Consider the following 26,143-nt stretch of genomic DNA (forward strand, 5'->3'; position numbering starts at 1 on the left):
GGCCGGGTCATCCGTTCGGCGCGCCGGCGTGTATGGTCTCCATGAGCCCTCCAAGCCGTGCCGCCATGTCTCTCCGCGCCTCTCCCCAGCCCGTGCCAACCCCCGACGGCGGCAGCGATTTCGCCGCCGCGCTCGCCCGCTGCGCGGCCGGCGACGGGGCGGCCCTGCGCTCGCTCTACGACCGGCTCGCTCCGCGCATGCTGGGCGTCGCGCTTCGCCTGGTGCGCCGGCGGGACCTGGCCGAGGAGGTGGTGCACGACACGTTCCTGGCGATCTGGGAGAAGGCGGCCGGGTTCGATCCGGCGCGCGGTCGGGCGGACACCTGGATGTTCGCCATCCTCCGCCACCGGGCCTTGAACGTCCTGCGGGGGGAGGCGCGGAACGACCTCGTGGACGACTTCGAGCCGCTCGGCCTTGCGGACGACGGACCGGACGCTGAGGCGATCGTGGCGGCGCTGTCGGAGGCGGGGGCGCTCCGCCGCTGCCTGGAGCGGCTCGACCCGGTGCGGCGCCAGGCGGTGGTGCTCGCCTATACCCACGGCCTCAGCCACGGGGAGCTCGCGGGCCGGCTGGGCCAGCCGCTGGGGACGGTCAAGTCCTGGATTCGTCGAGGTCTTCTGGTCCTGAGGGAGTGCCTGGCATGACCTCGGACCTGCACGACCGGCTCGCCGCCGAACATGTCCTGGGGCTCCTGGAGGGAGCGGAACAGGACCTCGCGGAGGCGCTTCTCGCCGAGGATCCGGCCTTCGCCCGGCTGGTGGAGGACTGGCGCGGGCGTCTTGCGGAACTGGACGCGACCGCCGCCCCGGAGGCTCCGCCGCCGGCGCTCTGGAGCCGGATCGAGGCGGGTCTGGAAGACCGCCGACCGGTGGAAACCACGCCCTCTCCGGCGGCCCCGCGGAGGCCGGCGGAGCGGCCAAGCCTCTGGAATTGCGCCAGTTTCTGGCGGCCGCTCGGCCTCGCGGCGGCGGCCGCGAGCCTGGTTCTGGCGGTCGCGCTCGGCGTGACGGTGGAGCGGGCGGGGCGGGCGCCGGCGCTGGTGACGGTGATGCTCTCGGCGGACAACCGGCCGGCCGCGGTGGTGAACACCTACCCGGACGGGCGGACGGAGCTGGTGCCGCTGACGCAAGTGCCTGTGCCGGAAGGCAAATCGCTTCAGGTCTGGACCCTCTGGGACCGCGAGCGCGGCCCCGTCTCGGTGGGTCTCCTGGACGCCCTCAGGAGCATCGAGCTCGGTCTGTCCAGCCTTCCGGCGCCTGCGGTGGACCAGCTGTTCGAGATCACTTTGGAGCCGGAGGGCGGCTCGCCGACCGGGCGGCCGACCGGCCCCATCCTGATGAAGGGCACCGCCAACCGGGCGCTCTGACGGGGACATGAGGTCGCCGACGACACCACCCGGCGTGGGACACCGGTCGGGGCCTTTCCCTTTGCGATCAAGGCCGACAGGTGGGCCACCTCGGCCCGACGTGGCCCGGTTGTCGGCGGGATGTGGGACACGGGTCAGCCGGCGGTGCCCCAGGCGAGAAACGCCATGGCGAGATGCAGGACTCCCATGCCGACGGAGAGCGGGACGCGCAGGGACATCCACCATGCGGGAGCAAGTTCGGCGCGCCTCAAAGCCTGGTCCACCGCCGGGGACAACAGGAAGGCGAGACCGAGGACGGCGACCGACCCGGCGGAGAGGAAAAACAGGATCAGCGTCCCGACCAGGGAGGGGATCACGCTGACGGTGAGCCAGCCCGCGAGCGACCCCGCCGGCGCCCGGCCGGCGGCGAGGCCCCACCAGGCGCCGCCGAGGAAGCTCAGGATGGTGACGCCATAGATCGCCCCGACGCTGAAGCCGAGGGCGGCCGTCGCCTGCGAGCCGACGGCGAGGGCGAGGACGGCCGCGACCGTGGGGAGAAGGCCGGCGCCGCCGAGGACGAGGGCCGGGAGCGGAATGGATCGCATGGTGGTCCTCCTACGACCCGGGCTGCCGGGCGGATCAGGGCGTCAGGTCTGCCGGCCGTCGGCGGGGACGGGCTGGCGCGCGGGGGCGAGCCCGAGCGCGGCGACGACTTCGCCAGCGGCGCGCCGGCCGCTTTCGTAGGCGCCGTGGGCGGTGGAGAAGTCGTTCGGCGAGGTGGCTTCGCCGGCGAAGAAGAGGCGGCCGTCCACCGGGCCGGCGAGGCGGGCCCGGTCGTCCGCGTGGCCGGGAAGGGCGGTGGAATAGGAGCCGAGGGCGTGCGGGTCCGCCGCCCAGGCGGTGGCGGCGAGCGGGCCGAGGTGGCGGAGGACGGCGGAGCCGAACAGGCCGGCGAGTTCCTCCCGGGCGAAGCTCTCGAAGGCGTCGGGACCGCCGGCCTCCAGGTCGCGGGCGCAGTCGCCGCCATAGAACCCCTCGATCAGGGGCCGGCCGTGGGGGAAGAGATGATAGCTGCCGGTGCCGGCCCGGTCCGGCCGGCCGAACACGTGGCCCCGCGGGATGTCGGCGGCGGGTGTGACGGACAGGAAGACCTTGTCGGCGACGCCGAGCGGCAGGCCGGCGGCGGCGGCCTGCTTGTCCGGCAGGGCGGGGACGAAGCGCGGCTCGCCCCGGGCGATCAGGCCGGACGGCAGGGTGACGACCACGGCGCGGCAGGCGACCGCGCCGCGGGCGGTCTCCACCCGGACGAGCGGGCCGGAATGGTCGATGGAAAGGACCGGGCAGTCCAGGACGACCGGCAGGCCGGCGGCATGATGGGCGATGAGCGCGCCATAGCCTTCCAGCACGCGCCAGTTCACCTCCGTGTCCGCGTAGCGGGCGAGGTCGCGCACGGAGGTGCGGGCGGTGTCGGTGCCGCTCACATAGCTGTTCACCGCCTCGATCAGCGGGTTCCACCGGTTCCCGGCGGTGAGGAGCGTGGAGGCGGGTCGGTCCTCCGTGTCGGGGTCCTCGCCGACCGCCTCGTAGAAGGCGCCGAGCGCCGCGTTGAAGGCCTCCACCTCGCCGGGCGCGAAGCCGACGCCGCCGGCCTGTTCGCCCCAGCCGGGCGGGCTGCGGTCCACCGTGAAGCCGCTCGCCTCGGCGAGGGCTGTCCAGGGGTTGCGGTCGCCCGAGTGGAGCCATTCGCAGCCGAGGTCGATGGGGAACGACCCGAGCGCCGCGACCGTGTGGGCCCGCCCGCCGACCCGGTTCCGCGCCTCCAGGACGAGGTGCGGCACGCCGGCCTCGGCGAGACGGCGGGCGGCCCCGAGTCCGGCGGCGCCGGCCCCGATCACCACGCAGGCGGTTTCGGCTCCGGCGAGATCACGGGGATCGGAAGAGGCCATGACTGTCCTTCGGGGTTCGGGCGAAGCGGGGCTGGCGTGCCCGGGAAGGAAAGGGCACGGCGTTCATAAAGCAAGACGGCCGCCGGGGTTCCGGCGGCCGCTGCTGATCGTCTCGCAAAGACTGTCGTCCCCGGCCGCGCTTCAGCGCATGGCGAGATCGCGGCGCTTCTGGAAGGTGACGACGTCGACCCGGGCCACGGCCGCGCCGGTGAACCGGTTGGTCTCCAGCCCGGCGGTCCGGACGGTGGAGAAGCCGGCGCTGACCACCGTCGCGGGCGCCTCGAACAGAAGGTCCGTGGACATCTGGTCGGGGTGGCGCAGGAAGGCGAAGTCGCCGTGGGTGACCGATGCGGCGCCGTCGTAGACCGGCATGTCGGCCGGCGGCAGAGCGGAGGTCAGGATCGCCAGCGGGTCGGACTTCTCCGTCAGGCCGAGCGGCAGCGGGGCGAGCGGATCGCCCTGTCCGCCGATCGCCGGGGACGGCATGGTGAGGTCCGACGTGACGGCCGCGCGGGCGATGCGCGGGGCGCCCGGCGCCGGCGGCAGCACCGGCTTCGGGGCGACCACCGGATCCGCCTGGGCGGAGGCGTAGCCGAGCGCGGTGAGGGCGCGGCGGTCCTCCACCGGATCCTGGGCGACCTCGGCGAGGGCGAGGGCCGCGGAGGCCGGCTCGTCCTGGCCGGGGGTCGCCGCCGGGGCCGGGACGGCCGCCTCGGCGACGGTCGGCAGGCTCGGGCGGACCGGCGGCATGGCCGCGGCCGCCATGGCGGCGAGGAGTTCCGGCGGTTTTTCGCGCGGCGTCATGGCCGGCGGCTCCGGCAGGGCCGCGAGCGCCACCAGTTCCTCCGGCTTCTGCTTCGGACGGGGCGGCGGCGCGGCGGCGGCCACGTCGGCCGGAGCCTCGGCGGGAGCGGGGGCGCCGGCCGGAAGGGTGGCATCGGCGAGCGACGCGGGGGCCGGCGGTTCCGGCGCGCGGGCGGGCTTCGGAACATCGGCGACCACCACCGGGGCGGCCGGCGCCGGGGCGACGGCCGGCGGCGTGACGCGCTGGGTGCGGACCACGGCCGGGGCGCTCTCCTCGTCCGGCGGCGCGGTCAGCGACTTGCCGGTGGTGGAGGCGGCGTTCAGTTCCTCGGTCGCGTCCTCCTCGTCGCCGAACAGCATGGCGAGGAGACCGACCTTGCGGCGGGACCCGCCCGATTCACCGGCCTCGGCCATGGCGAGCGGACGCGCGGAGGCGCCGTTGCGCTTCAGCTCGGCGAGGGCCTGCTGGTAGCCGGCGAGGGGCTTGCCGTCGGCCGGAAGGTGGACGGTCTTGCCGTCGGGGAAGAGTTTGGCCAGTTGCTGGCGCGACATGCGCGGCCAGGCGCGTACGCTGCCGACGTCGATGTGCACGAAGGCGTTGCCGGCGTTCGGATAGTAGCCGACGCCGCCGCGCTGGAGCTTCATGCCGATGGCGCGCAGCTTGGCGACGCCCACGTCCGGCAGGAAGAAGTCCATCGCCTTGCCGAGCGAGTGCTGGCTGTGCTTGGCGACCCCCTTGGAGCGGGAGCGCAGCATGTTGTTGGTGGCGAGCGACCGGTAGGCGGACACGATGTGGATCGGCTGGCGGGAGCCCGACTGCTGGTAGACCTCCCAGACCGTGTCGAACAGCCGGGGGTCCATGTTGGTCGGCTCGTTGCGACGCCAGTCGCGCAGGAAGCGGTTGAGCTCCTTCAAGGCGCTCGGAATGTACTTTCCGTTCTTCTTGAACGTGATCGTCAACCGTTCCTTGGTGTGTGTGTAGTAGAGATCAAGCGTTCGCGTCTCCGCGGCCGCGTTCGTCGGCATCGCGGTGGCGACGACGAGAAGCGCCAGCGCGCCGGCCACGGCTCCGACCATGCGGGCGCCGAAGAGGCGATCCGTGAAGGATCGGGGGATCCGGCTTCCGGACGTCGGCCCGGCCGCAGGAAGGAGCGTCGACAACGCCGAGGGGTCCCCCTCGCGCTGCGGCCCGGCAATGCCAGCCGCGGCGGTCGACCGATCAGATACAGTTTTCCGTTTCAAGCGGTCCTGCCAGGTGTCAGGGTTATCGCGCCAGCCCATCAGCCATCTTGATCCGCAAACCGTTAAGCGACGGTTTACCGTAAGACCTTGCTAACAATCCGACGTATGCCCCCATCTGTCGCGCTTGCCCCAGACGAGCGGGCGCAGAGTAGACGGCGTACCCTCGTTCGCCAAGCCCGGAATCGCCGGGCATGGCGTGGACAGTTCGGACGAGGCGTTCTGACGGGAAGCGCCGGCCGCGTCCATGCGGGGGAACGCGGACGTGACGCGGGAGGGGGAGGGGGAGGGGACGGGAGAAGACGACCCCTTCCGCCTCGCTGCGCGAGGCACCTTCCCCTGAGGGGAAGGATATGGGCGGTAGGAGGACACCTGTCCCTGAGGAGAAGGATATGGGCGGTTAGGGGGACAAATCCTTCCCCTCAGGGGAAGGTGGCCCGGAAGGCCGGAAGGGGTTGTGTTCGGCGGGATCGGCTCGACGCGGCGGGGGAGGGGAGACGACGAGCGCGGGCGGGGGCGCCCGCGCTTGGTGTCAGAGGCCGAGTTCGGTCTTCACCTTGGCGCTGTGGCCGTAGATGTCGTCGCGCACCTGGAGGATGCCGGCGTCGTCGACCCAGACGTTGAAGTAGCCGATGTGGACCTTCAGGTGGCGCTCCAGGTCAAGCCGCCGCTCCTGGCCGCCATAAAGGGCCTGGACCTTTTCGGCGGTCCAGACGGATTCGCCCTCGAGCACCGCGCGGGCGAACTCGAGCGGCTCGTCCACGCGCACGCAGCCGTGGCTGAAGGCCCTGACGGTGCGGTCGAACAGTTTGCGCGACGGGGTGTCGTGCAGGTAGACGGCGTGCTGGTTCGGGAACATGAACTTGATGTTGCCGAGGGCGTTCGCCTCGCCCGGCACCTGGCGGATGTGCACCGCCTTGGCGGCGTTCTCGTCCCAGATGATGGTGGACGGGTCGAGCGGCTGGCCGTTCCAGAGCACCTCGTAGCCGTGGCGCTGGAAGTAGGCGGCCGGATTGGCCTGGATCTCCGGCAGCATCTCCTTGATCTTGATGCTTTCCGGCACGTTCCAGTAGGGGTTCACGACGAGGTATTCCATCTCGTCGGAGAAGACCGGCGTCTGGTTCTTGACCGTGCCGACCACGACCCGGGCGGTGTGGGTGACGGCGCCGTGGCGCACGACCCGGACCATGAACTCCGGCACGTTGACGATGACGTGGTCGGTGCCGAGGTCGCGCGGCATCCAGCGCCACATCTCCATGTTGGCGAGGATCTCGCCTTCCTCGTCCCGGTCGACGCCGTTGAGGACCGCGAGGGTGCGCGGGCCGATGATGCCGTCCGGGATGATGCCGGCCTGCTGCTGGTAGGCCTTCACGGCCTCCACCACGGCGGGGTCGTAGAGGTCCGCGTCGGTCTCCACGGCCGGGTCGGTGAGGCCGAGGCGGGAGCGCAGGGACGCGACGCGCAAATCGCGCATGCCGGGCTTGAGGGCCGGGCCCTCGGCGATCGGCGCGGGCCGTTCGGTCGGCTCGCCGCGGGCGCGGACGGCCGCGAGCGCCGCCTTCAGGTCGGCGAAGGCCTCGTGCGGCGGGTTGAAGCCGTCGAGCACCGCGGCCGGGTCGGCGGCGGTCGCCACCTGGCGGAGCGCCGAGATCGGGTCGACCCGCGGCGGCTTGCGGGTGATGTTCTTGGAGATGCGGCCGGGCTCCACCCGCCCGCCCGACGCCTGCTCGGCGAAGGTGACGACCGCGAGCGAGAGCGCGACGTCGCGCTCGGCGACGGAGCCCGGGGCCGCCTCCACGCCGGAGGCGAGGTCCGGGACCGCGAGGGCGGCCGGATCGAGCCCGTCCTCGGCGGCGCGGCGGAGGCGCTCGGCGACGGCCTCGGCGGCGGGGGTGAAGCGGTCGGCGGACACCCAGGCGGGGGCGTCCTGGCGCTCGGCGTAGAAGGCCTGGAGCGCGGCGGCCCGGCGCTTGGAGGCGAAGTCCGGCGCGACCGACAGGCGATCGAGGACGGAGCGGATCGTGGCGGCGACGGGCTCGCGGCCCGGCTCGGCGGTGACCGCCTCCGGCGCGGCGGGCGCCGGCCGGGTGGTGGCCATCCGGGTCAGCGGCCGGCCTTCGACCGCGCCGGGCGTGGCGGAGGGAGCGGCGGCGGCAGCATCCGGCGCGGCGGGCGCCGGCGGGGCGAGAGGGGCCTCGGCGAGCGGAGCGGGCGCCCGCGCGGCGGGGGCGGCGGGATTGCCGGCGACCGACAGGACGAGCGGCCGCGCGGCGCCGGTGGAAAGCTCCCGGAGCGCGCCGTTCTGGATCGTCACCGCCTTCGGCTTGCCGGGCTCGGTGGCGGCGGCCGGCAGCGTGAGCGCCGTTCCGGAAGCCAGGACACCGACCAGCAAGCGTCGAACCAAACCCTTCGTCATCTCGAAAATCCCCGAAATACGCCCGCAGTTCTGCGTCCGATCCACCGGTCTGCGCAAGCGCGGGCGCGCTGGTTCCGTCGTTATCCGTGAAGCGTCACTCGGCGGCCACACCCGGTTCGTCCGGCTGGTCGGCGAGGCCGTATTCCTTGAGCTTGCGATAGAGCGTGGAGCGGCCGATGCCGAGGCGCCGGGCGACCTCGGCCATGCGGCCGCCGTAGTGATCGATGGCGAGGCGGATCATCTCCTCCTCGATGAGCGCGAGCGTGCGCACGTGGCCGTCGTCCGCGAGCGAGCGCAGGAAGCCGAAGGGCGCCGGGTCGTGGCGGGTCGGCTGGCTGACGGCGACGCCGATCAGGCCGTCCGACGGCAGGGCGACGGACGCGAGCGCGGCGGGCGGGACGGGCGCCGCGTCCGCCGGGACGGGCGCCGGTCGGGTCGGCTCGTCGGCGCCGGCGACGCGGCGGACGGCGGAGACGTGGCCGACCTGCGCGGCGATCTGGGGAAATTCGTCCACGGTGAGTTCGCCGCCGTCGCACAGGATGACGGCCCGGAAGACGGCGTTCTCCAGCTGGCGGATGTTGCCGGGCCAGGGATAGGCCTGGAGCATCGCGAGGGCCTCGCCGGTGATGCCGGAGACGCGGCGCTTGCCTTCCTCCGCGGCGATGCGCCGGACGAAATGCTCCACGAGGCCGGGGATGTCCTCGCGCCGGTCGCGGAGCGGCGGCACGAAGATCGGGAAGACGTTGAGTCGGTAGTAGAGATCCTCGCGGAAGCGGCCTTCCTTGACCATGTCGACGAGGCGGCGGTTGGTGGCCGAGATCAGGCGGAAGTCCACCTTGGCGGACCGGCGGGCGCCGACCGGCTCGATCTCGCCCTCCTGGAGGGCGCGCAGGAGCTTGACCTGGACGGCGGGAGGAAGCTCGCCCACCTCGTCGAGGAAGAGCGTGCCGCCGTTGGCCTCCTGGAACTTGCCCACGTGCCGGTCGACGGCGCCGGTGAAGGCGCCCTTCTCGTGGCCGAAGAGGGTGCTCTCCACGAGGTTCTCCGGGATCGCCCCGCAGTTGACGGTGACGAAGGGCTTGGTGCGCCGGTCCGACGCGCTCTGGATGGCGCGGGCGACCAGTTCCTTGCCGACGCCGGACTCGCCCTCGATGAGCACCGGGATGGTGGAGGCGGCGGCGCGTTCGCCGAGGCGGATGACGCGGGCCATCTCGCCGGAGCGGGTGACGATGTCGCGGAAACCGATGGCCCCGGACGGGCGGCGCGAGCGGCGGATCTCGCCCTCGAGCGCCGACACCTTGAGGGCGTTCTGGATCGCCACCTGCAGGCGTTCGGGGCTGACGGGCTTGACGATGAAGTCGAAGGCGCCGGCCCGCATGGCGCCGACCACCGTGTCGATGCCGCCGCGGGAGGTCTGGACGATGACCGGCACCTCGACGCCGGCCTTGTTCAGCCGCTCCAGGACGCCCATGCCGTCGAGGTCCGGCATGACCAGGTCGAGGATGACGAGGTCCGCGTCGGCGCCGCCGGCGAGGGCCGCGACGGCCGCCTCGCCGCCGTCGAGGACGGCGGCCTCGTAGCCGAATCGCCGCACGGACTCCTCCAGGAGGCGGCGCTGGACGGGGTCGTCGTCGACGATGAGGAGGCGAGCGGACATGACGCGGGGCACCGGATCGTTGGCGAACGGCCGCAGCGGAGGCGCGGCCTGTGTCAATTCGGGTCATCCTGGCGCAACGGGGTAAACGCGGGTTTAACCGCGGCGGTGTCGCCTGCGGATGGCGGGCGGGCGGCCGAGACGGTTGATCCGGGGGGCGTTCAGCCAATATGGATGGACGACAGCCATTGATCGGAGTTTCGCCCGATGCCCGCCGACGCCGCCCCCGAGACGCTTGGGTCCCTTCCCGAATGGGACCTCTCCGCCCTCTACCCGGCCATGGACGCGCCGGCGCTGAAGGCCGACCTGGAGCGGGCGCGCACCGAGACGGAGGCCTTCGCCAAGGCCCACAAGGGCACGCTGAAGGACGTGGCGTCCGCCCCGGACGGCGGCGCCAAGCTCGCCGCCATGGTGCGCGAGTACGAGGGGCTGAGCGAACTCCTCGGGCGGCTGATGTCGTTCGCGGGCCTCACCTATTCGGGCAACACCACCGATCCGGCGCGGGCCAAGTTCTACGGCGACGTGCAGGAGAAGGTGACGGCGGCGAGCAGCAACCTCCTGTTCTTCGAGCTGGAGCTGAACCGGCTCGACGACGGCGTCATCGACGCGGCGCTGAAGGACCAGGCGCTCGCCCACTACAGGCCCTGGCTGACGGACATCCGGCTGGAGAAGCCGTACCAGCTGGAGGACCGGATCGAGGAGCTGTTCCACGAGAAGTCGATCACCGGCTATTCGGCCTGGAACCGCCTGTTCGACGAGACGATCGCGAGCCTGCGCTTCACGGTCGACGGCGAGGATCTCGCCATCGAGCCGACGCTGCACCTGATGCAGGAGCCGGACGAGGCCAAGCGCAAGGCGGCCGCCGAGGCCCTGGGCAAGACCTTCGGCGAGAACCTGCGCATCTTCACGCTGATCACCAACGTGCTCGCCAAGGACAAGGAGATCTCCGACCGCTGGCGCGGCTTCAAGGACATCGCCGACGCCCGCCACCTGTCGAACCGGGTGGAGCGCGAGGTGGTGGACGCGCTGGTCTCCGCCGTGACCGACGCCTATCCGCGCCTCTCCCACCGCTACTACGCCCTGAAGGCGAAGTGGATGGGCAAGGACGCGCTCGCCTACTGGGACCGCAACGCGCCCCTGCCGGGGGCGGTGAACCGGCTGATCCCGTGGACCGAGGCCAAGGACACGGTGCTTGGCGCCTACGGCAGCTTCTCGCCGCGCATGGCCGAGATCGCGGGCCGCTTCTTCGACGAGAACTGGATCGACGCGCCGACCCGGCCCGGCAAGGCCCCGGGCGCCTTCGCGCACCCGACCGTGCCGTCCGCCCATCCGTACGTGCTCGTCAACTACCTCGGACGGACCCGGGACGTGATGACGCTCGCCCACGAGCTCGGCCACGGGGTGCATCAGGTGCTGGCCGGCCGGCAAGGCGCCCTGATGGCGCCGACGCCGCTGACGCTGGCCGAAACCGCCTCGGTCTTCGGCGAGATGCTCACCTTCCAGGCGCTTCTGAGGAAGACGGCCTCCAAGGCGGAGAAGCGGACGCTGCTCGCCTCCAAGGTGGAGGACATGATCAACACGGTGGTCCGGCAGATCGCCTTCTACACGTTCGAGCGGCGGGTGCATGCCGCCCGCCGGGACGGCGAGCTGACGGCCGAGCAGATCAACGAGATCTGGCTCGGCATTCAGGCGGAAAGCCTCGGGCCGGCGGTGACGTTCGGCCCCGGCTACGAGACCTACTGGACCTACATTCCGCACTTCATCCACTCGCCCTTCTACGTCTATGCCTACGCGTTCGGCGACTGCCTGGTGAATTCGCTCTACGCCGTGTTCGAGAAGGCGGAGCCGGGCTTCCAGGACAAGTATTTCGCGCTCCTGGAGGCGGGCGGCACCAAGCACCATTCCGAACTCCTTAAGCCGTTCGGCCTCGACGCCTCAGATCCGACCTTCTGGCACCTGGGGCTCGGGGTGATCGAGCGGATGATCGGCGAACTCGAGACTCTGGAGGGCTGACCGGAGCGGCCGGGCGGGGTCGGCCGAGAGGTCGGACGCCCGCGGCGGCCGGACAGGCCCGAGATTTGAATGGCGACGCCGCGCCCCGTCCGGTGCGGCGCGCCGACCGCTCTCCATCAGGACGATCATGCCTCAGTTCGCCCACACGCCCTACGACGGGTCCAAGAAACCCTTCACGATCGGCCTCGCCCCTCTCGACGTGTCGACCTGGATCGAGCCCGACGACCACCTGCCGGTCCATCTCGCCGAGAAGACCCGTCTCTACGCGGAACGTCGGGACATGGTGTTCGCCGCCGAGGCCGGCACGGAGGCGGCCCAGCGGGAGGTGTTCGACGCGCTGGCGGCCCATCTGCCGGCGCGCTTTCCGGATGTCTACCGGGTGGAGGGCGGCCGGCTGCACGTGGCGCCCGCGGGGATGTCGGTGCCGCTCCGGCCGGAGGAGCCGCCGATCCTGGCGGCGTCGCGAGTGGTGCAGGAGGATCTCGTGCTCATGCGCCGCGACGAGCGCGGCTGGCGGCTGGTGGCGGCGGCGCTCTGCTTCCCGTCGTCCTGGTCGCTGAAGGAGAAGTTCGGCCGCACCCTGGACGAGATCCACGGGCCGGTGCCCGACTACGCGGGCGCCATGGCGGCACGGATGAACCGCATCTTCGACGCGCTGAAGGCGGATATTCCGGTCTGGCGGCTGAACTGGTCCATCTATCCGGACCCGGAGCTGCACCATCCGGAATCCAAGCAGCTGCCGCGGGACTGGTTCAACGCGCCGTCCGCCCAGGCCTTCATCCGGGTGGAGCGGCAGACGCTGACCCGCATGCCGGACAGCGGCGACATCCTGTTCACCATCAAGGTGCACGTGGATCCGGTGGCCGATTTCGCCCGCCACCCGGACGGGCGCAGCCTGGCGGCGGGCCTGCGCGCCCAGCTGCTGGAGCTGGACGGGCCGCAGCTCGCCTACAAGTCGCTGGCCGCCCACCGGGATCTTCTGGCCGCTCGCCTGCAGGCGATCGCCGAGCCCGAACCGGTGGCCTGAAGGGCTGCTGTCCGGATCGGCGACGGCGCGGCGGCCCGCGTCACTCCACCACGCAGCGATTCCGGCCGAGGAATTTCGCCGTGTAGAGGCGCTTGTCGGCAAGCGACAGGGCGGCCGCGAACGGCGTGGAACTCTCCCATGGCGCCGCCCCGATGCTGACCGTCACCCGAAGGTCCGGTGCCAGGGGAGACCAGTCGAGGGATTGGACGGCGAGACGAACTTTGTCGAGCCGGCGCGGGGAGACCTCGCCCTTGAACAGGATCAGGAATTCCTCGCCGCCATAGCGGACGCAAAGGTCGTTCCGCCGCGCCGATTGCGAAAGCCGGGACGCCACCATGGCGATGACCTGATCGCCGACCTGGTGGGAGTAGCGGTCGTTGATCGACTTGAAATGATCGATGTCGATGATCGCGACGGTGGTCTCGCGCCTTAGGGACCGGGCCTCCATCCGGGCCACCTCCTGCTCCAGGCGGCGGCGATTGCCGAGGCCGGTGAGCGGATCGGTGAGGGCGCGTTCGGCCAGACGCTGCTTCTCGGCGGAGAGTTCCTCGTTGCGCGTCCTCAGCCTCGCCGCCCGGAGCGCGGCGGCGCGTTCCCGCCGCCGGCTGGCCTCCGCCTCCGACACTCGTTCGGCCATGTCCAGGATGACGGCGACCTGGTGGGCGCGGAGATCGCGGACCGCGTCGTAGGCCGTCTCAAGGTCGAGGGCGGCTTCGTCGAAACGGCCCTCGACCCGGTGAACGGCGGCGGACGCCGCGTGCCAATGATGCAGCCAGGGAAGCAGGGACCGGTCGGTGCGGACCTCGATGACCCGATCGAGAACCTGGCGGGCGAACGCCACGTCGCCTCGGATCTCCGCCTCGTATCTGGCCCAGGCGATCACGCTGATCAGTCTGAGGTTCGAGCAGGAGACCAGGTCTTTGAAGCTGGCGTCGAGGAGCGCCCGCCGGCACGTCTCGTCCACGATGCCGCGGAGCGAGCGGCAGCGGCCGAGGTTGACCTGGACCTCGAAGCGGAGCACCGGCACGGACTCCTGCGCCAGCTTCAGCGCCTCGGTCAGGACCTGATCCGCCCGCGCGAGCGCGCAGCTTTCGATCGGTTGGTCGCGCGCAGCGGCTTCGGCGGCCAACTCGGTCAGGGCATGGCCGAGGAGGGACGGGGAATAGCACCAGCGGTATCCGGCGTTCGGTCCCGGCGGAAGCAGCCGCAGCGTCGCGATGGCGTCGGTGAAGACCTTGACCGCCTCTCCGGCGCGGTTGGTCGCCAGAAGGCAAAGGCCATGGCGCGTCTGCGCCAGGTACAAGGCTTCGCTGCCGGCCTTCCTGGCGCAGGCCAACGCCAGGCGATTGAACACGGCGGTCTTTTCCAACTCGCCGAATTCCGACACGTAGTAGGCGTAGAGAGACCAATAGCCGGCGAGGATGCGCTGATCGGAACAGCGCTTCGCAAGGGGTTCGGCCGACGCGATGATCTCGATCGCGGCGAGCCAATCGCCGCCCACTCTTTTGAGACGCGCCTTCTGGCAGAGCAGTTCGAGGAGGGGGTCGGGCAACTGCTCGCGCCGGGCGACCTCCAGGCCGGCTTTCACGGCGGCGAGCGCCCCGGCCACATCGCCCCCGTCCTCGCGACGCCACGACTGTTCGATCCAGCCCGCCACGGACAGGCGGATCTCACCCGGGGCGGGGAGTTCGTGACTGTTCGCTTTGAACGAGCTGTTCCTGCCCACGGTCACCCTGCGCAAGTTCCCGAATGTGACATGAAAACTATGACGTCAATAGTTTTGACAATTGTTTACCGCGCGCCCTCCGAATGAACCTGCGGTGGCATTCCAGGTGAATGGAGTAGGACGGCGCTCGCGCCGACGGCGACGCCTGGCAGACGGGAGAGGTCGATCGATCGCGCAGCGGATGGCCGTCGCCTGGGGACCCTCGCCGATGTCATGCCGCCGCGCAGCGGCTCCGGCCGAGGCGTTTCGGTTTTGCCGGACCGACGCGCCCGCCCGCCGAACCGGCCCTCGCCCGTGACATTCGGTGCGCCCGACCTACATGAACGACACCTCCGGTTCAGAAGGCAGCGACGCTCCATGGCTCTTCCGCCCGACACCGAACGCAACCGCTTCACAGCCCGCGCGAGCCGATACGGCCGCGTCGGGACCAATCTCGGCGGCGCGGCGCTGCGCATGGCGGGCCAGCGCCTGTTCGGCGCGGACGACGACAAGGCCGCGGCGGCCGCGCTGACGGCGGCGCTCGGCAACCTGAAGGGGCCGATCATGAAGGTGGCGCAGCTGCTGGCCACCATCCCGGAGGCGCTGCCGCCGGAGTATGCCGAGGAGCTGTCGCAGCTGCAGTCGAACGCGCCGCCCATGGGCGCCGCCTTCGTGAAGCGCCGCATGGCGGCCGAGCTGGGCCTCGACTGGGAGAAGCGCTTCCGCAGCTTCGACCGCCTGCCGGCGGCGGCCGCCTCGCTCGGCCAGGTGCACCGGGCGACGCTGCCGGACGGTCGGCCCGTGGCGGTGAAGCTGCAGTATCCGGACATGCAGTCGGCCGTGGAGGCCGACCTGAAGCAGCTGGATCTCGCCTTCTCGGTGCACCGCCGGTTCCGCCCCGCGGTGGACACGCGCGAGATCTTCACCGAGATCGCCGACCGGATCCGGGAGGAGCTGGACTACACCCGCGAGGCCCGGCACGCCCGGCTCTACGGCGAGGTGCTTTCGGGCGACGAGCTCGTCCGGGTGCCGGCGGTGCACGCGGACCTTTCCACGCGCCGGCTGATCACCCTGGACTGGCTGGAGGGGCGCCGGCTCCTCGACCACAAGGAGGCCGACCAGGCGACCCGCAACCGGCTGTCCACGGCGCTGTTCCAGGCCTGGTGGTACCCGTTCGCGCACGTCGGGATCATCCACGGCGACCCGCACCTCGGCAACTACACCGCCTTCGATCGTGAGGAGGGCGGCGAGACGGTGACGGGCGCCGGCATCAACCTCCTCGACTACGGCTGCATCCGCATCTTCCCGCCCGCCTTCGTGGGCGGCGTGGTGGACCTCTACCACGGCCTCAGGACCCACGATGGCGAGCGCATCGTGCACGCCTACGAGACCTGGGGCTTCCGGGGCCTGAAGAAGGATCTGATCGAGGTGCTGAACATCTGGGCCCGCTTCATCTACGGCCCGCTCCTCGACGACCGGGTGCGCACGGTGGCGGACGGGGTGAGCCCCGGCCAGTACGGCCGGGAGCAGGCGTTCCGGGTGCACCAGGCGCTGAAGGAGAAGGGGCCGGTGACGATCCCGCGCGAGTTCGTGTTCATGGACCGCGCCGCCATCGGCCTCGGCGGCGTGTTCCTCCACCTCGACGCGGAACTGAACTTCCACCGCCTGTTCGAGGAGCAGATCGAGGACTTCTCCCTGGCCGCCCTGACGGAAAAGCAGGCCGGCGCGCTAGCCCGGGCCGGGCTGGCCGGGTGAGGGGGTGTGTGAGCAGGTCAGGAATTAAGTGAGTGGCGATCCGGCGATCGGCGGCCGGTGGAGCGGCGGCGTTCGATGCGGGTCGTCATGGTTCGCGGAGGCGGACCACACATGCATTCTGCGAGTGTGGAGCGGGTGGAATGCGTGGGTGGTCCGGATGAACCGGACCATGACGGTGGAGCGGGTGATCAGGGCGCGGGGAGTGCTGCTGGCGGGGTGTGCCGGACGGCTGCCGCCGGCGTGAAGGGCGGCCGGTGGAGCGGCGGCGTTCGATGCGGGTCGTCATGGTTCGCGGAGGCGCACCGCACATGCATTCTGCGAGTGTGGAGCGGGTGGAATGCGTGGGTGGTCCGGATGAACCGGACCATGACGGTGGGGCGGGTGATCAGGGCGCGGGGGGGTGCTGCTGGCGGGGTGTGCCGGACGGCTGGCGCCGGCGTGAACGGCGGCCGGTGAAGTGGTGGCGTTCGATTCAGGTCGTCATGGTTCGCGGAGGCGGATCACCCACGCATATTTCGCGGAGGCGAACCGCCCACGCATGGTTCGCGGAGGCGAACCACACGTGCATGGTTCGCGGTGTCGGACCACGCATGGATGGTTCGCGGAGGCGCACCGCACATGCGTTCTCAGAGTGTGGAGCGGGTGGAATGCGGGGGTGGTCCGGATGAACCGGGCGCGTCCTCGCCACCGTTACTCGTCCTCGTCCTCGTCGTCGTCCGCCGGCATGATGTTGACGACTCCGGCGATGCGCCATTCGGGGCCGTCGAGGAGGAGGTGGTAGTGGCAGGCGAAGTCGAAGACGGCTTCGCCGTCGGCGTCCTCCTGGTCCCACTCGACGGTCACGAGGGCGGTCCCGCCGTGGACGGAGACGTCCGTGATGGTGGGGGTGGAGAGGACGGCGCCGGCCTCGTCATAGAGCTTCAGGACGGCCTTGACGTTCTCGGCCATCTCCTCGGCGTCGGCGAACACGTGGCCCTTGCCGAACTGCCAGATGACCGACGGGTAGAGGAAGCAGTCGAGGATCGCGTCCACGTCGTGGTCGTTGATCCCGGCCGCATAGCTGTCGACCAAGGCCTCGATATCGGCTTCCGGATCGAAGTCGGACATGCCCATTCCCCTCGGCGACCCAAGTCCATGGCCGGGCCGATCGCCCGGCTTCGCGGCCCCGGCGAACGACCGCCGCGGCGCCTTCCCGGGCGAATCGCCGTCCCCGGGGAGCATCAGCCTAGCCGCCGAAGCTTAACGGGCCGGCCACGACCGGCGACAGAGGCGGACTTTCAAACGTCTGGACCGGCGCGAAGGGTCCGCCGGGGCAGGATGGCAGCGGCCGCAGGCTCCGTCCAGAATGCAAGTGGACCATCGGGCAGGCGCGTTGGCGCTTGATATCCGAAGCCTATCCGACTATTGGCTGTTCACGTACTCAGAATGAGCATATCTCCGGTGGGGACGGGACGATCGAGGGCATCGGGCCGCATTGCCGATCCACGGCGATTGCGGTAAAGCCGCTGTCATCTGGTTCAACCCGATCGGGAGGAAAGACCGTGGCCGATAACGACAGCGCGATGGACTACAACGAGCACGAGAAGACCTATGGGCTCTTCATCACGCTCACCAAGTACGGCACCGCGATCGTCGTCGTCATCCTGATCCTGATGGCCCTCTTCCTCCTCTGACCCGCGGCCGGCGCCGCCCGACATCCGGGCGGTTCGTCGGCCTCGGCGACGCTGGTTCCCGCCGGCCCGCATCGACGTCCGCATCGCCTTCCGGGGATGCGGGGGTGCAGCCGTGACAGAGGAGCCCGCATGAAGATCGCCGTTCCCCGCGAGGTCGATCCGGAGGAGAGCCGCGTCGCGGCGACACCGGACACCGTCAAACGTTTCGTCGGCCTCGGAGCCACGGTCTTCGTGGAGAGCGGAGCGGGGCTGAAGTCCCGCGTGCCCGACGCCGACTTCGCGGCCGCGGGCGCCACCGTGGCGCCGTCCGCCGCCGAGGCGGTGGCGGACGCCGACATCGTCCTCAAGGTCCGCCGGCCGGCCCCCGCCGAACTGCCCGCCCTGAAGCGCGGCGCCATGGTGGTGGCCATCATGGACCCCTACGGCCAGGGCGAGGCGCTGAAGAGCCTCGCCGACGCCGGCATCGTCGCCACCGCCATGGAGCTGATGCCGCGCATCACCCGCGCACAGGTGATGGACGTGCTGTCCTCCCAGGCCAACCTCGCCGGCTACCAGGCGGTGGTCGAGGCCGCCGCCGCCTACGACCGCGCCTTCCCGATGATGATGACCGCCGCCGGCACCGTGCCGGCCGCCCGCGTGTTCGTGATGGGCGCCGGCGTCGCGGGCCTCCAGGCGATCGCGACCGCCCGCCGCCTCGGCGCGGTGGTGACGGCGACGGACGTGCGCCCGGCCGCCAAGGAGCAGGTGGAATCCCTCGGCGCCAAGTTCGTGGCGGTGGAGGACGACGAGTTCCGGCAGGCGGAGACCGCCGCCGGCTACGCCAAGCCCATGTCGGCCGAATACCAGGCCAAGCAGGCGGCGCTGGTGGCCGAGCACATCAAGAAGCAGGACATCATCATCACGACCGCGCTGATCCCGGGCCGGCCCGCGCCGAAGCTCGTGTCGGCCGCCATGGTGGCCTCCATGAAGCCGGGCTCCGTGCTCGTCGACCTCGCGGTGGAGCGGGGCGGCAACGTGGAGGGCGCGACGGCCGGCAAGGCGGTGGCGACGGAGGGCGGCGTGACCATCGTCGGCCTCGACAACGCCGCCGGCCGGATCGCCGCCACCGCGTCCCAGCTCTACGCGAAGAACCTCTTCGCCTTCGTGGAGACGCTGATCGACAAGAAGGAGAAGCGGCTCGCCATCAACTGGGACGACGAACTCGTCAAGGCGACGGTTCTCACCCGCGACGGCGCGGTCGTCCATCCGCAGTTCCAGAGCTGACCGGGGAGGCTCTTCCATGGCTGACACCCAATCCGCCGAACAGGCCATCGAGCAGGCCCGCCAGGCAGCCGACGCGGCGCTCCGCGCCGCCAACGAGGCCCGCGAGGCCGCCAACGCGGCGAGCGCCGCGATCCACTCGTCCGGCGGCTTCGACACCGCCGCGGACGGCATCGCCCACGCGGTCTCGGCCGCCTCGGGCGGGGTCATCGACCCGTTCGTGTTCCGCCTCTCGATCTTCGTGCTGGCGATCTTCGTCGGCTACTACGTGGTCTGGTCGGTGACGCCGGCCCTCCACACGCCGCTGATGGCGGTGACCAACGCGATCTCGTCGGTGATCATCGTCGGCGCGCTCCTGGCGGTCGGCGTGGAGCTGATGGAGCCGGGCACCGGCGTGGCGCGCGGCTTCGGCTTCGTCGCCGTGGTGCTCGCCGCCGTGAACATCTTCGGCGGGTTCCTCGTCACGAGCCGCATGCTCGCCATGTACAAGAAGAAGAGCTGAGGGAGGCGTACCCATGTCCGCAGACGTCGCCGCCACCCTCTACCTCGTGTCGGGTGTGCTGTTCATCCTGGCCCTCCGGGGCCTTTCCAGCCCGGTCACCTCGCGCCGGGGCAACATCATGGGCATGGCCGGCATGGCCATCGCCGTGCTGACCACCCTGTTCCTGATCCCGCCGTCATTCGGCGCCTATGCGCTGATCGTGGTGGCGCTCGCCATCGGCGGCGGCGTCGGCGCCTACATCGCCCGCAAGATCGCCATGACGGCCATGCCGCAGCTGGTGGCGGCCTTCCACAGCCTCGTCGGCCTCGCGGCGGTGCTGGTGGCGGCGGCGGCGCTCTACGCGCCGGCGGCCTTCGGCATCGGCGAGCGGGGCGAGATCCACGCCCAGGCGCTGGTGGAGATGAGCCTCGGCGTCGCCATCGGCGCTATCACCTTCACGGGCTCGGTGATCGCCTTCCTGAAACTCGACGGGCGCATGAGCGGCCGGCCGATCCTGCTGCCCATGCGGCACTGGGTGAACGGCGGGCTGGCGGCGCTGCTGGTGATCCTGATCGTGGTGCTCGTCCAGACCGAGAGCCACGCGGTGTTCTGGCTGATCGTGATCGTGTCGCTGGTGCTCGGCGGCCTGATCATCGTGCCGATCGGCGGCGCCGACATGCCGGTGGTCGTCTCCATGCTGAACAGCTATTCCGGCTGGGCGGCGGCGGGCATCGGCTTCACGCTCGGCAACACGGCGCTGATCATCACCGGCGCGCTGGTGGGCTCGTCGGGCGCGATCCTCAGCTACATCATGTGCAAGGGCATGAACCGGAGCTTCATCTCCGTCATCCTCGGCGGCTTCGGCGGCGAGACCGCCGGGGCGGCCGGCGGGGCGGTGGAGCAGCGGCCGGTGAAGCAGGGCTCGGCCGAGGACGCGGCCTTCATCATGAAGAACGCCTCCAAGGTGATCATCGTGCCGGGCTACGGCATGGCGGTGGCCCAGGCCCAGCACGCGCTGCGCGAGATGGCCGACAAGCTGAAGCACGAGGGCGTGGAGGTGAAATACGCCATCCACCCGGTGGCGGGCCGCATGCCGGGCCACATGAACGTGCTGCTGGCCGAGGCCAACGTGCCCTATGACGAGGTGTTCGAACTCGAAGACATAAACTCCGAGTTCGCCCAGGCCGACGTGGCCTTCGTGATCGGCGCCAACGACGTCACCAACCCGGCGGCGAAGACCGACAAGGCGTCGCCCATCTACGGCATGCCGGTGCTGGACGTGGAAAAGGCCGGCACGGTGCTGTTCATCAAGCGCGGCATGGGGTCCGGCTACGCCGGCGTGGAGAACGAGCTGTTCTTCCGCGACAACACCATGATGCTGTTCGCCGACGCCAAGAAGATGGTGGAGAGCATCGTCAAGAACCTGGAGTGAGCAGGACGGCCTCCGCCGCGGGCCATGCCCGCGGTGGAGGCGCCGTCCGTTCGCCACAGCCCAGGCGCAGCACTCTGCATTGTGTATTTTTACGGTAGAGGGGCTCGTTTTTCACCTCCGGGTAATCATCTCCACTCAGCATTCCACAGTGTCTCGCGCTCCGAAGGCGGGATCTCAGGATGCAGGGGTGACCATGTCGTTCAGGAACGTGCCCATCTTGTGGAAGGTGCTCACCCTGCTGGCAATCCTCGCCGGGGTGGCGATGGCCTCGACGTTCTATTCATCAGCCGTGACCCGAAGCGCGAAGGAGGCGTTCGCAGCCCTCGTGACGTCGGACGCCATGGCGGCGCTCTCGCTCGCGCGGGCGAACCGCCATTTCGTCTTCTACGTGCGCTCGGTCAACCGGCTGATCCTGGCCGACCCGGGCGAGGAGGACGAGATGGCGCTTTCGGAGATCGAGGCCGGGCGGGCGGGCTTCCAGGCGGAGGTGGCCAACGCCCTGGCCCTGAAGCCCGAGCTCTCGGAGCAGCTGCGGCCGATCCTCGCCATGTTCGACACGGCCGAGGCGGCCTGCGCGGACACCATCCGCCTGGCGAGCGCCGGGCCGGACCAGGCCGGGGCCGCGAAACTCTCCCTGTTCGAGACCTGCTCGCCCGCCATCCGCGAGATGGTGCCCACCATCGCCCATTTGGTGGACACCGAGGTCGCCGAGATGGAGCGGCGGACGGCGGCGGAGTCCGAGGCGTCCGGCCGGGCGATGACGATGACGCTCGCGGGCGTGCTGACCGCGTTCGCGGTCGTGGTGGCTCTGACGACGGTGGTGACGTTGCGCGAGATCAGCGCGCCGATGCGGCGGCTCGCCGGCGCCATGACCCGGATGGGGCAGGGCGACCTGACGGTGGCGGCGGAAGGCGCCGACCGGACGGACGAGATCGGCGCCATGGCGAAGGCCTTGGAGGTGTTCCGCGTCGGTCTTGTGGAAGCCGAGGCGGCGCGCGCCACCCAGCGCCGGACCGAGGAGGCGGCGAGGGACGAGCAGCTGCGCCGGGCCGAGGTGGCCGAACAGTTCGCCGGCCGCATGGAGACGCTGGCAGAGGCCTTCTCGCGCTCCTCCAAGGAGGTGTCGCAGGCCGCGCGAGGCCTCGCCGGCACGGCGGAGGAGACGTCCCGGCAGGCGCAGGCGGTGAGCGGCGCGGCGGAGCAGGCCTCCCTCAACGTGGAAACGGTGGCGCAGGCCGCTGAGGAGATGGCGGCGTCGATCCGGGAGATCACCGTCCAGGTCTCGCGCTCCACGACGGTCACCGCCCTGGCGGCCGACGAGGCGGCGCGGACCGAGGCGGACGTGACGCAGCTCGCCAAGGCGGCGGTGAAGATCGGCGAGGTGGTGGACCTGATCAACACCATCTCGGGCCAGACGAACCTGCTCGCCCTCAACGCCACCATCGAGGCGGCGCGGGCGGGCGAGCTCGGCAAGGGGTTCGCGGTGGTCGCCCAGGAGGTGAAGCAGCTCGCCTCCCAGACCGCGAAAGCCACCGAGCAGATCGGCGCCAAGATCCAGGAGATCCAGGACGCCACCAGCCGGACGGTCGGCTCGATCGACAAGATCGTCGGGACCGTGGACGACATCCGCGCCATATCGACGGCGATCGCCAGCTCCATCGAGCAGCAGGGCGTGGTGACGGGGGAGATCGCCGTCAACACCCAGCGGGCGGCGCGGGGCGCCGGCGAGGTGACGTCCACGATCTCGGACGTGGGCCGGGCTGCGGAATCGACCGGGGCGGCTTCCGCCCAGATGATGACGCTGTCGGGCGATCTCGCCTCCCAGGCGGCGGCCCTGCAGAGCGAGGTGCGCAAGTTCGTGAAGGAACTGGCGGCCTGAGAGAGCTGCCCGACGGGATGGCCCCGAGGGGCCGGAAAAAGACGGACAACGGCGTCTCGGAAACGCGCCGCCGGGCCCGGGTGGCCCGGCGGGGCGCGGGCGGCTCGGGAGGCGGGCCGCGTCCGGCCGGCGAGGCGGACGGGACGGACGCGTCAGACGCCGGTGGTGCGCAGGGCGTCCTTGGCGGGGCGGTAGTTCGGATCGAGCACCGTGGCGCGGGTGATCGAGTTGCGGCCGTTGGAGACGTCGCCGGTGCGGACCTGGGCGATGCCGAGGTTGGTCCAGAAGGGCGCGGACTGCTTGTTGCGGTTGACGGCGGCGGCGAAGTCCGTGAGGGCATCGGCGTTGTCGCCGACGGCGAGGTGGCTCTGGCCGCGCGCGTTGTAGGGCTCGGCCGCGTTCGGATCGAGCGCGATGGCCACGTCGAAGTCCGCGATGGCGCGCGTGTGGTCGCCCTGGGCCTGGTAGATGAGGGCCCGGTTGTAGTAGGCGCGGGCGTCCGAGGTGTTCAGCGTGATGGCGGTGTTGAAGTCCGCAAGGGCCTGGTCGAGCCGGCCGGCCTGCCGGTAGAGCGTGCCGCGCCCCAGATAGGCCACCGCGTAGTTCGGGTTGATGGCGATCGCCTGGTTGTAGTCGTTGAGCGCCTGCTGGTTGCGCTGCAGGCGACGGTAGACGAGCGCCCGGTTGGCGTAGGCCTGATGGAAGGACGGATTGAGCCGGATGGCGGTGTCGAAGTCGGCCACCGCCTCCTGGAGCCGGCCCGCCTGCCCGAGGGCGGTGCCGCGGATGTTGTAGGCGGTCGGATCGGACGGGTTCTGCTGGATGACGGCGGTGAGCGAGGACAGGTTGGCCTCGGACCCGGCGTTCGGGTCGATGGGCGTCGGGTCGATCGGGGCCGGATCGCTGGTCTGGCAGGCCGAGACGAGAACGGTCGCAAGAAGGGCGCCGGCAAGCCGCAGCCGGTGCTTCGTGGGACGGGTCGCGGGCTTCATGCCAAATCTCCCTCACAAACCGATCGATCGCCGCCCGTCGCGAGAAGCGGGCCTCTTCAGCCTCAGCGCGACGGGAATCGCCGGGAACCGACCATAGAGCGACGGGTCGCCGGGCGCCACCGGACCCGCCGATCAAAGAGCCGTGGGGTGCCGGCTGTGGTGCGGGGGCGACAGATGGGGAGGGCGGACGCGCTCCCCCGGATGGCCCGGAGCGGTGGGTGGGGGAGGTCGAAACGGGCGATGAGCGGGTGGTCCGCGGTCGCGGACCTTGACGGAGACAGCGGCCGCGCTGGACGAGAGGAGCCGCGCCGAACGAAAAAGACGACCCGGGCGGGGTCGTCTCTGGTCGGATCCGGTCGTCAGGATGGACGCGCCGATGATGGGCGCCGACGGGCGGCGCGCCAGGGCGCATGGAGGGTGGCCGCGCGGACGGCGCGGACCCTCGTCCGGTCGTCAGCGGCGGGTCGGCTTGCCCTGCACGAGGCCCTCGCGCTGGGCGCGCTTGCGGGCCAGCTTGCGGGCGCGGCGGACGGCCTCGGCCTTCTCGCGAGCCTTCTTCTCCGACGGCTTCTCGTAATGGCCGCGGAGCTTCATCTCACGGAAAATGCCCTCGCGCTGCATCTTCTTCTTGAGCGCCTTGAGAGCCTGATCGACGTTGTTGTCGCGAACGAGTACCTGCACGCGTGATCTTCCTGTTGTCGGTTGCGCCTCGACGATGGTCCGGGGTCCGGCACCGCAGGCAGCCGGCGGACATGATCATCGACGCGACACTAGAAACTCAAGAAAGGAGGAGCCAAGAAAGCCCCCCGCCGCGGTGGCACCACCGCACGAGTGGACGGTGCTTTAGCAAATGCCGGCCGCCCTGTCCACCATCGCTCCCATCAAATTCCCGAGCGTCCGTCTGGTTCCCCGGCCGGCGCGATCAGCCCCGGCGGACCACCCGGTTGACGTGGCCCATCTTGCGGCCGGGACGGGACTCGGCCTTGCCGTAGAGGTGCAGGCGGGCGGCGGGATCGGACACGATGGCGAACCAGTCGTCCGCCTCGGCGCCGATCAGGTTGCGCATCTCCACGTCGCCGAGCCGGTCCACCGACCCGAGCGGCCAGCCCGCAATGGCGCGCACGTGATTCTCGAACTGGGAGGTGACGGCGCCGTCCTCGGTCCAGTGGCCGGAGTTGTGGACCCGCGGCGCGAGCTCGTTGACGAGGAGCCGCTCGCCGGCGCCGTCGCGGACGACGAACATCTCCACGCCGAGGACGCCCACGTAGTCGAGCGCCTCGGCGATGCGGCAGCCGAGGTCGCGGGCGGCCGTCAGCGTGTCCGCCGAGACGGCGGCGGGCACGGTGGTGGTGGCGAGAATGTGGTTCTCGTGCCGGTTCTCGCCGATCTCGTAGACGGCGGTGTCGCCGGACCGGCCGCGGACCACGATGGCCGAGACCTCCAGCGCGAACGGGACGAGGCCTTCCAGGATGCAGGGGGCGGCGAGGCGCGCGAGGGCGGCGCGGGCCTCCTCGAGGGTGGCGACCTTGGCCTGGCCCTTGCCGTCGTAGCCGAACCGGGTGGTCTTCAGGATGGCCGGCAGGCCGGTGACGGCGACGGCGGCCTCCAGGTCCGCTTCGGCGTCCACGGGCGCGAAGGGCGCGACCGCGATGCCGGCGCCGGCGAAAAAGCGCTTCTCGGCCACGCGGTCCTGGGTGATCGCGAGGGCGCGGGCGTCCGGATAGAGGGGCTTGGCGGCCGACAGGATGCGGGCGGTCTCCGCCGGGACGTTCTCGAACTCGTAGGTGATGACGTCCACCTCGCGGGCGAACACCGCGAGGGCGTCCGCGTCCTCGTAGGGCGCGATGGTGTGGACGGCGGCGACTTCGAAGGCGGGGCTCGCCGGATCCGGGCAGTAGACGTGGCATCGGAAGCCGAGGCGGGCGGCGGCGAGCGCCACCATGCGGCCGAGCTGGCCGCCGCCGAGGATGCCGATGACGGAACCGGGCTTCAGGGGATCACGCGTCATCGACGGGCACCTCCGCGACGGCGGCGGTCTGGGCCGACCGGAAGGCGTCGAGCCGGCCGGCGAGATCCGGATCGGACAGCGCCAGCACGGCGGCGGCGAGGAGGGCGGCGTTGATGGCGCCGGGCTTGCCGATGGCGAGCGTTCCGACCGGAATGCCGCCGGGCATCTGGACGATGGAGAGGAGGCTGTCCTCGCCGGAGAGGGCCTTGCTCTCCACCGGCACGCCGAACACCGGCAAAGGCGTGAGCGAGGCGGTCATGCCGGGCAGATGGGCGGCGCCGCCGGCCCCGGCGATGATGACCTTGAAGCCGGCGTCGCGGGCGCCCTTGGCGAAGGCCACCATGCGCTCCGGCGTGCGGTGGGCGGAGACGATGCGGGCCTCGTAGGCGATGCCGAGCGCGTCCAGGGTGACGGCCGCATGCTTCATGGTGGACCAGTCGGACTGGCTGCCCATGATGATGGCAACGGGTTTGGCCTCGGACATCGCGGACACCGGTCCCTTCTCGTGAGGTTC

General features: G+C 71.0%; 20 protein-coding genes and 1 pseudogene. 10 read left to right on the forward strand and 11 right to left on the reverse strand.

Annotated features, from left to right (window positions below):
* Positions 1 to 65 precede the first annotated feature (65 nt).
* Complete coding sequence (locus tag HND91_RS10925; protein ID WP_181706602.1) at positions 66 to 644, forward strand: sigma-70 family RNA polymerase sigma factor; 579 nt, start codon at positions 66 to 68, stop codon at positions 642 to 644.
* Positions 641 to 1,366 (forward strand): anti-sigma factor, encoded by a 726-nt coding sequence (locus tag HND91_RS10930; protein WP_181706603.1) that lies wholly within the window; start codon positions 641 to 643, stop codon positions 1,364 to 1,366. Before HND91_RS10925 ends, HND91_RS10930 begins: the two co-directional genes overlap by 4 nt.
* Before the next feature lie 134 nt (positions 1,367 to 1,500).
* On the opposite strand, the gene HND91_RS10935 is transcribed toward HND91_RS10930, so the two are convergent.
* The 5 genes from HND91_RS10935 to HND91_RS10955 all read right to left on the reverse strand — a co-directional run bounded on the left by HND91_RS10935 (position 1,501) and on the right by HND91_RS10955 (position 9,407).
* Complete coding sequence (locus tag HND91_RS10935; RefSeq protein ID WP_181706604.1) at positions 1,501 to 1,950, reverse strand: DUF3429 domain-containing protein; 450 nt, start codon at positions 1,948 to 1,950, stop codon at positions 1,501 to 1,503.
* Positions 1,951 to 1,992: 42 nt separating this feature from the next.
* The gene (locus HND91_RS10940; RefSeq protein ID WP_181706605.1) at positions 1,993 to 3,291 is read right to left on the reverse strand and encodes a flavin monoamine oxidase family protein; all 1,299 of its coding nucleotides are present in this window, start codon (positions 3,289 to 3,291) and stop codon (positions 1,993 to 1,995) included.
* Between the two features lie 141 nt (positions 3,292 to 3,432).
* Positions 3,433 to 5,172, reverse strand: coding sequence for a peptidoglycan L,D-endopeptidase MepK (locus tag HND91_RS10945; RefSeq protein WP_181706606.1), 1,740 nt, complete (start codon positions 5,170 to 5,172; stop codon positions 3,433 to 3,435).
* A 694-nt stretch (positions 5,173 to 5,866) separates the two neighbouring features.
* Positions 5,867 to 7,726, reverse strand: coding sequence for a L,D-transpeptidase family protein (locus HND91_RS10950; protein WP_181706607.1), 1,860 nt, complete (start codon positions 7,724 to 7,726; stop codon positions 5,867 to 5,869).
* 118 nt (positions 7,727 to 7,844) lie between these two features.
* The gene (locus HND91_RS10955) at positions 7,845 to 9,407 is read right to left on the reverse strand and encodes a sigma-54-dependent transcriptional regulator (protein WP_181706608.1); all 1,563 of its coding nucleotides are present in this window, start codon (positions 9,405 to 9,407) and stop codon (positions 7,845 to 7,847) included.
* Between the two features lie 204 nt (positions 9,408 to 9,611).
* Between HND91_RS10955 and HND91_RS10960 the strand changes: the two genes are divergently transcribed.
* Both HND91_RS10960 and HND91_RS10965 read left to right on the forward strand, forming a co-directional pair.
* Positions 9,612 to 11,417 carry a M3 family oligoendopeptidase gene (locus tag HND91_RS10960; RefSeq protein WP_181706609.1) on the forward strand — a complete coding sequence of 602 codons (1,806 nt, stop codon included), beginning with the start codon at positions 9,612 to 9,614 and terminating at the stop codon, positions 11,415 to 11,417.
* A 127-nt stretch (positions 11,418 to 11,544) separates the two neighbouring features.
* A complete protein-coding gene (locus tag HND91_RS10965) occupies positions 11,545 to 12,444 on the forward strand; it encodes a heme-dependent oxidative N-demethylase family protein (RefSeq protein ID WP_181706610.1) in 900 nt (299 codons plus the stop codon).
* A 40-nt stretch (positions 12,445 to 12,484) separates the two neighbouring features.
* On the opposite strand, the gene HND91_RS23215 is transcribed toward HND91_RS10965, so the two are convergent.
* On the reverse strand, positions 12,485 to 14,176 hold the full coding sequence (locus HND91_RS23215; protein ID WP_181706611.1) for a diguanylate cyclase: 1,692 nt from the start codon (positions 14,174 to 14,176) through the stop codon (positions 12,485 to 12,487).
* 351 nt (positions 14,177 to 14,527) lie between these two features.
* On the opposite strand from HND91_RS23215, the gene HND91_RS10975 reads away from it, so the two are divergent.
* Positions 14,528 to 15,904: an ABC1 kinase family protein gene (locus tag HND91_RS10975; RefSeq protein ID WP_181706612.1), complete on the forward strand. Its 1,377-nt coding sequence runs from the start codon at positions 14,528 to 14,530 to the stop codon at positions 15,902 to 15,904.
* A gap of 690 nt (positions 15,905 to 16,594) precedes the next feature.
* On the opposite strand, the gene HND91_RS10980 is transcribed toward HND91_RS10975, so the two are convergent.
* Positions 16,595 to 17,011: a DUF4440 domain-containing protein gene (locus tag HND91_RS10980; RefSeq protein ID WP_181706613.1), complete on the reverse strand. Its 417-nt coding sequence runs from the start codon at positions 17,009 to 17,011 to the stop codon at positions 16,595 to 16,597.
* Between the two features lie 434 nt (positions 17,012 to 17,445).
* Between HND91_RS10980 and HND91_RS10985 the strand changes: the two genes are divergently transcribed.
* The 5 genes and pseudogenes from HND91_RS10985 to HND91_RS23345 form a co-directional block, all read left to right on the forward strand.
* Positions 17,446 to 17,577 carry an aa3-type cytochrome c oxidase subunit IV gene (locus HND91_RS10985; RefSeq protein WP_343057302.1) on the forward strand — a complete coding sequence of 44 codons (132 nt, stop codon included), beginning with the start codon at positions 17,446 to 17,448 and terminating at the stop codon, positions 17,575 to 17,577.
* 129 nt (positions 17,578 to 17,706) lie between these two features.
* Entirely contained in the window at positions 17,707 to 18,840 is a 1,134-nt protein-coding gene (locus HND91_RS10990; protein WP_181706614.1) for a Re/Si-specific NAD(P)(+) transhydrogenase subunit alpha, read from the forward strand.
* A 16-nt stretch (positions 18,841 to 18,856) separates the two neighbouring features.
* Positions 18,857 to 19,339, forward strand: coding sequence for an NAD(P) transhydrogenase subunit alpha part 2 (locus HND91_RS10995; RefSeq protein WP_181706615.1), 483 nt, complete (start codon positions 18,857 to 18,859; stop codon positions 19,337 to 19,339).
* Positions 19,340 to 19,352: 13 nt separating this feature from the next.
* The gene (locus HND91_RS11000) at positions 19,353 to 20,750 is read left to right on the forward strand and encodes an NAD(P)(+) transhydrogenase (Re/Si-specific) subunit beta (RefSeq protein ID WP_181706616.1); all 1,398 of its coding nucleotides are present in this window, start codon (positions 19,353 to 19,355) and stop codon (positions 20,748 to 20,750) included.
* An 838-nt stretch (positions 20,751 to 21,588) separates the two neighbouring features.
* A pseudogene (locus HND91_RS23345) lies at positions 21,589 to 22,629 on the forward strand (methyl-accepting chemotaxis protein); the annotation flags it as partial.
* A gap of 152 nt (positions 22,630 to 22,781) precedes the next feature.
* On the opposite strand, the gene HND91_RS11010 reads toward HND91_RS23345, so the two are convergent.
* From HND91_RS11010 to purE, 4 genes are all read right to left on the reverse strand, one after another.
* Positions 22,782 to 23,621 (reverse strand): tetratricopeptide repeat protein, encoded by an 840-nt coding sequence (locus tag HND91_RS11010; RefSeq protein ID WP_181706618.1) that lies wholly within the window; start codon positions 23,619 to 23,621, stop codon positions 22,782 to 22,784.
* Between the two features lie 453 nt (positions 23,622 to 24,074).
* On the reverse strand, positions 24,075 to 24,302 hold the full coding sequence (gene rpsU / locus HND91_RS11015; protein WP_181706619.1) for a 30S ribosomal protein S21: 228 nt from the start codon (positions 24,300 to 24,302) through the stop codon (positions 24,075 to 24,077).
* Between the two features lie 241 nt (positions 24,303 to 24,543).
* Complete coding sequence (locus HND91_RS11020) at positions 24,544 to 25,629, reverse strand: 5-(carboxyamino)imidazole ribonucleotide synthase (RefSeq protein ID WP_181706620.1); 1,086 nt, start codon at positions 25,627 to 25,629, stop codon at positions 24,544 to 24,546.
* A complete protein-coding gene (gene purE / locus HND91_RS11025; RefSeq protein WP_181706808.1) occupies positions 25,619 to 26,113 on the reverse strand; it encodes a 5-(carboxyamino)imidazole ribonucleotide mutase in 495 nt (164 codons plus the stop codon). Before purE ends, HND91_RS11020 begins: the two co-directional genes overlap by 11 nt.
* Positions 26,114 to 26,143 lie beyond the last annotated feature (30 nt).

It is taken from the genome of Chthonobacter rhizosphaerae, from assembly GCF_013839525.1.
GTDB lineage: Bacteria > Pseudomonadota > Alphaproteobacteria > Rhizobiales > Pleomorphomonadaceae > Chthonobacter > Chthonobacter rhizosphaerae.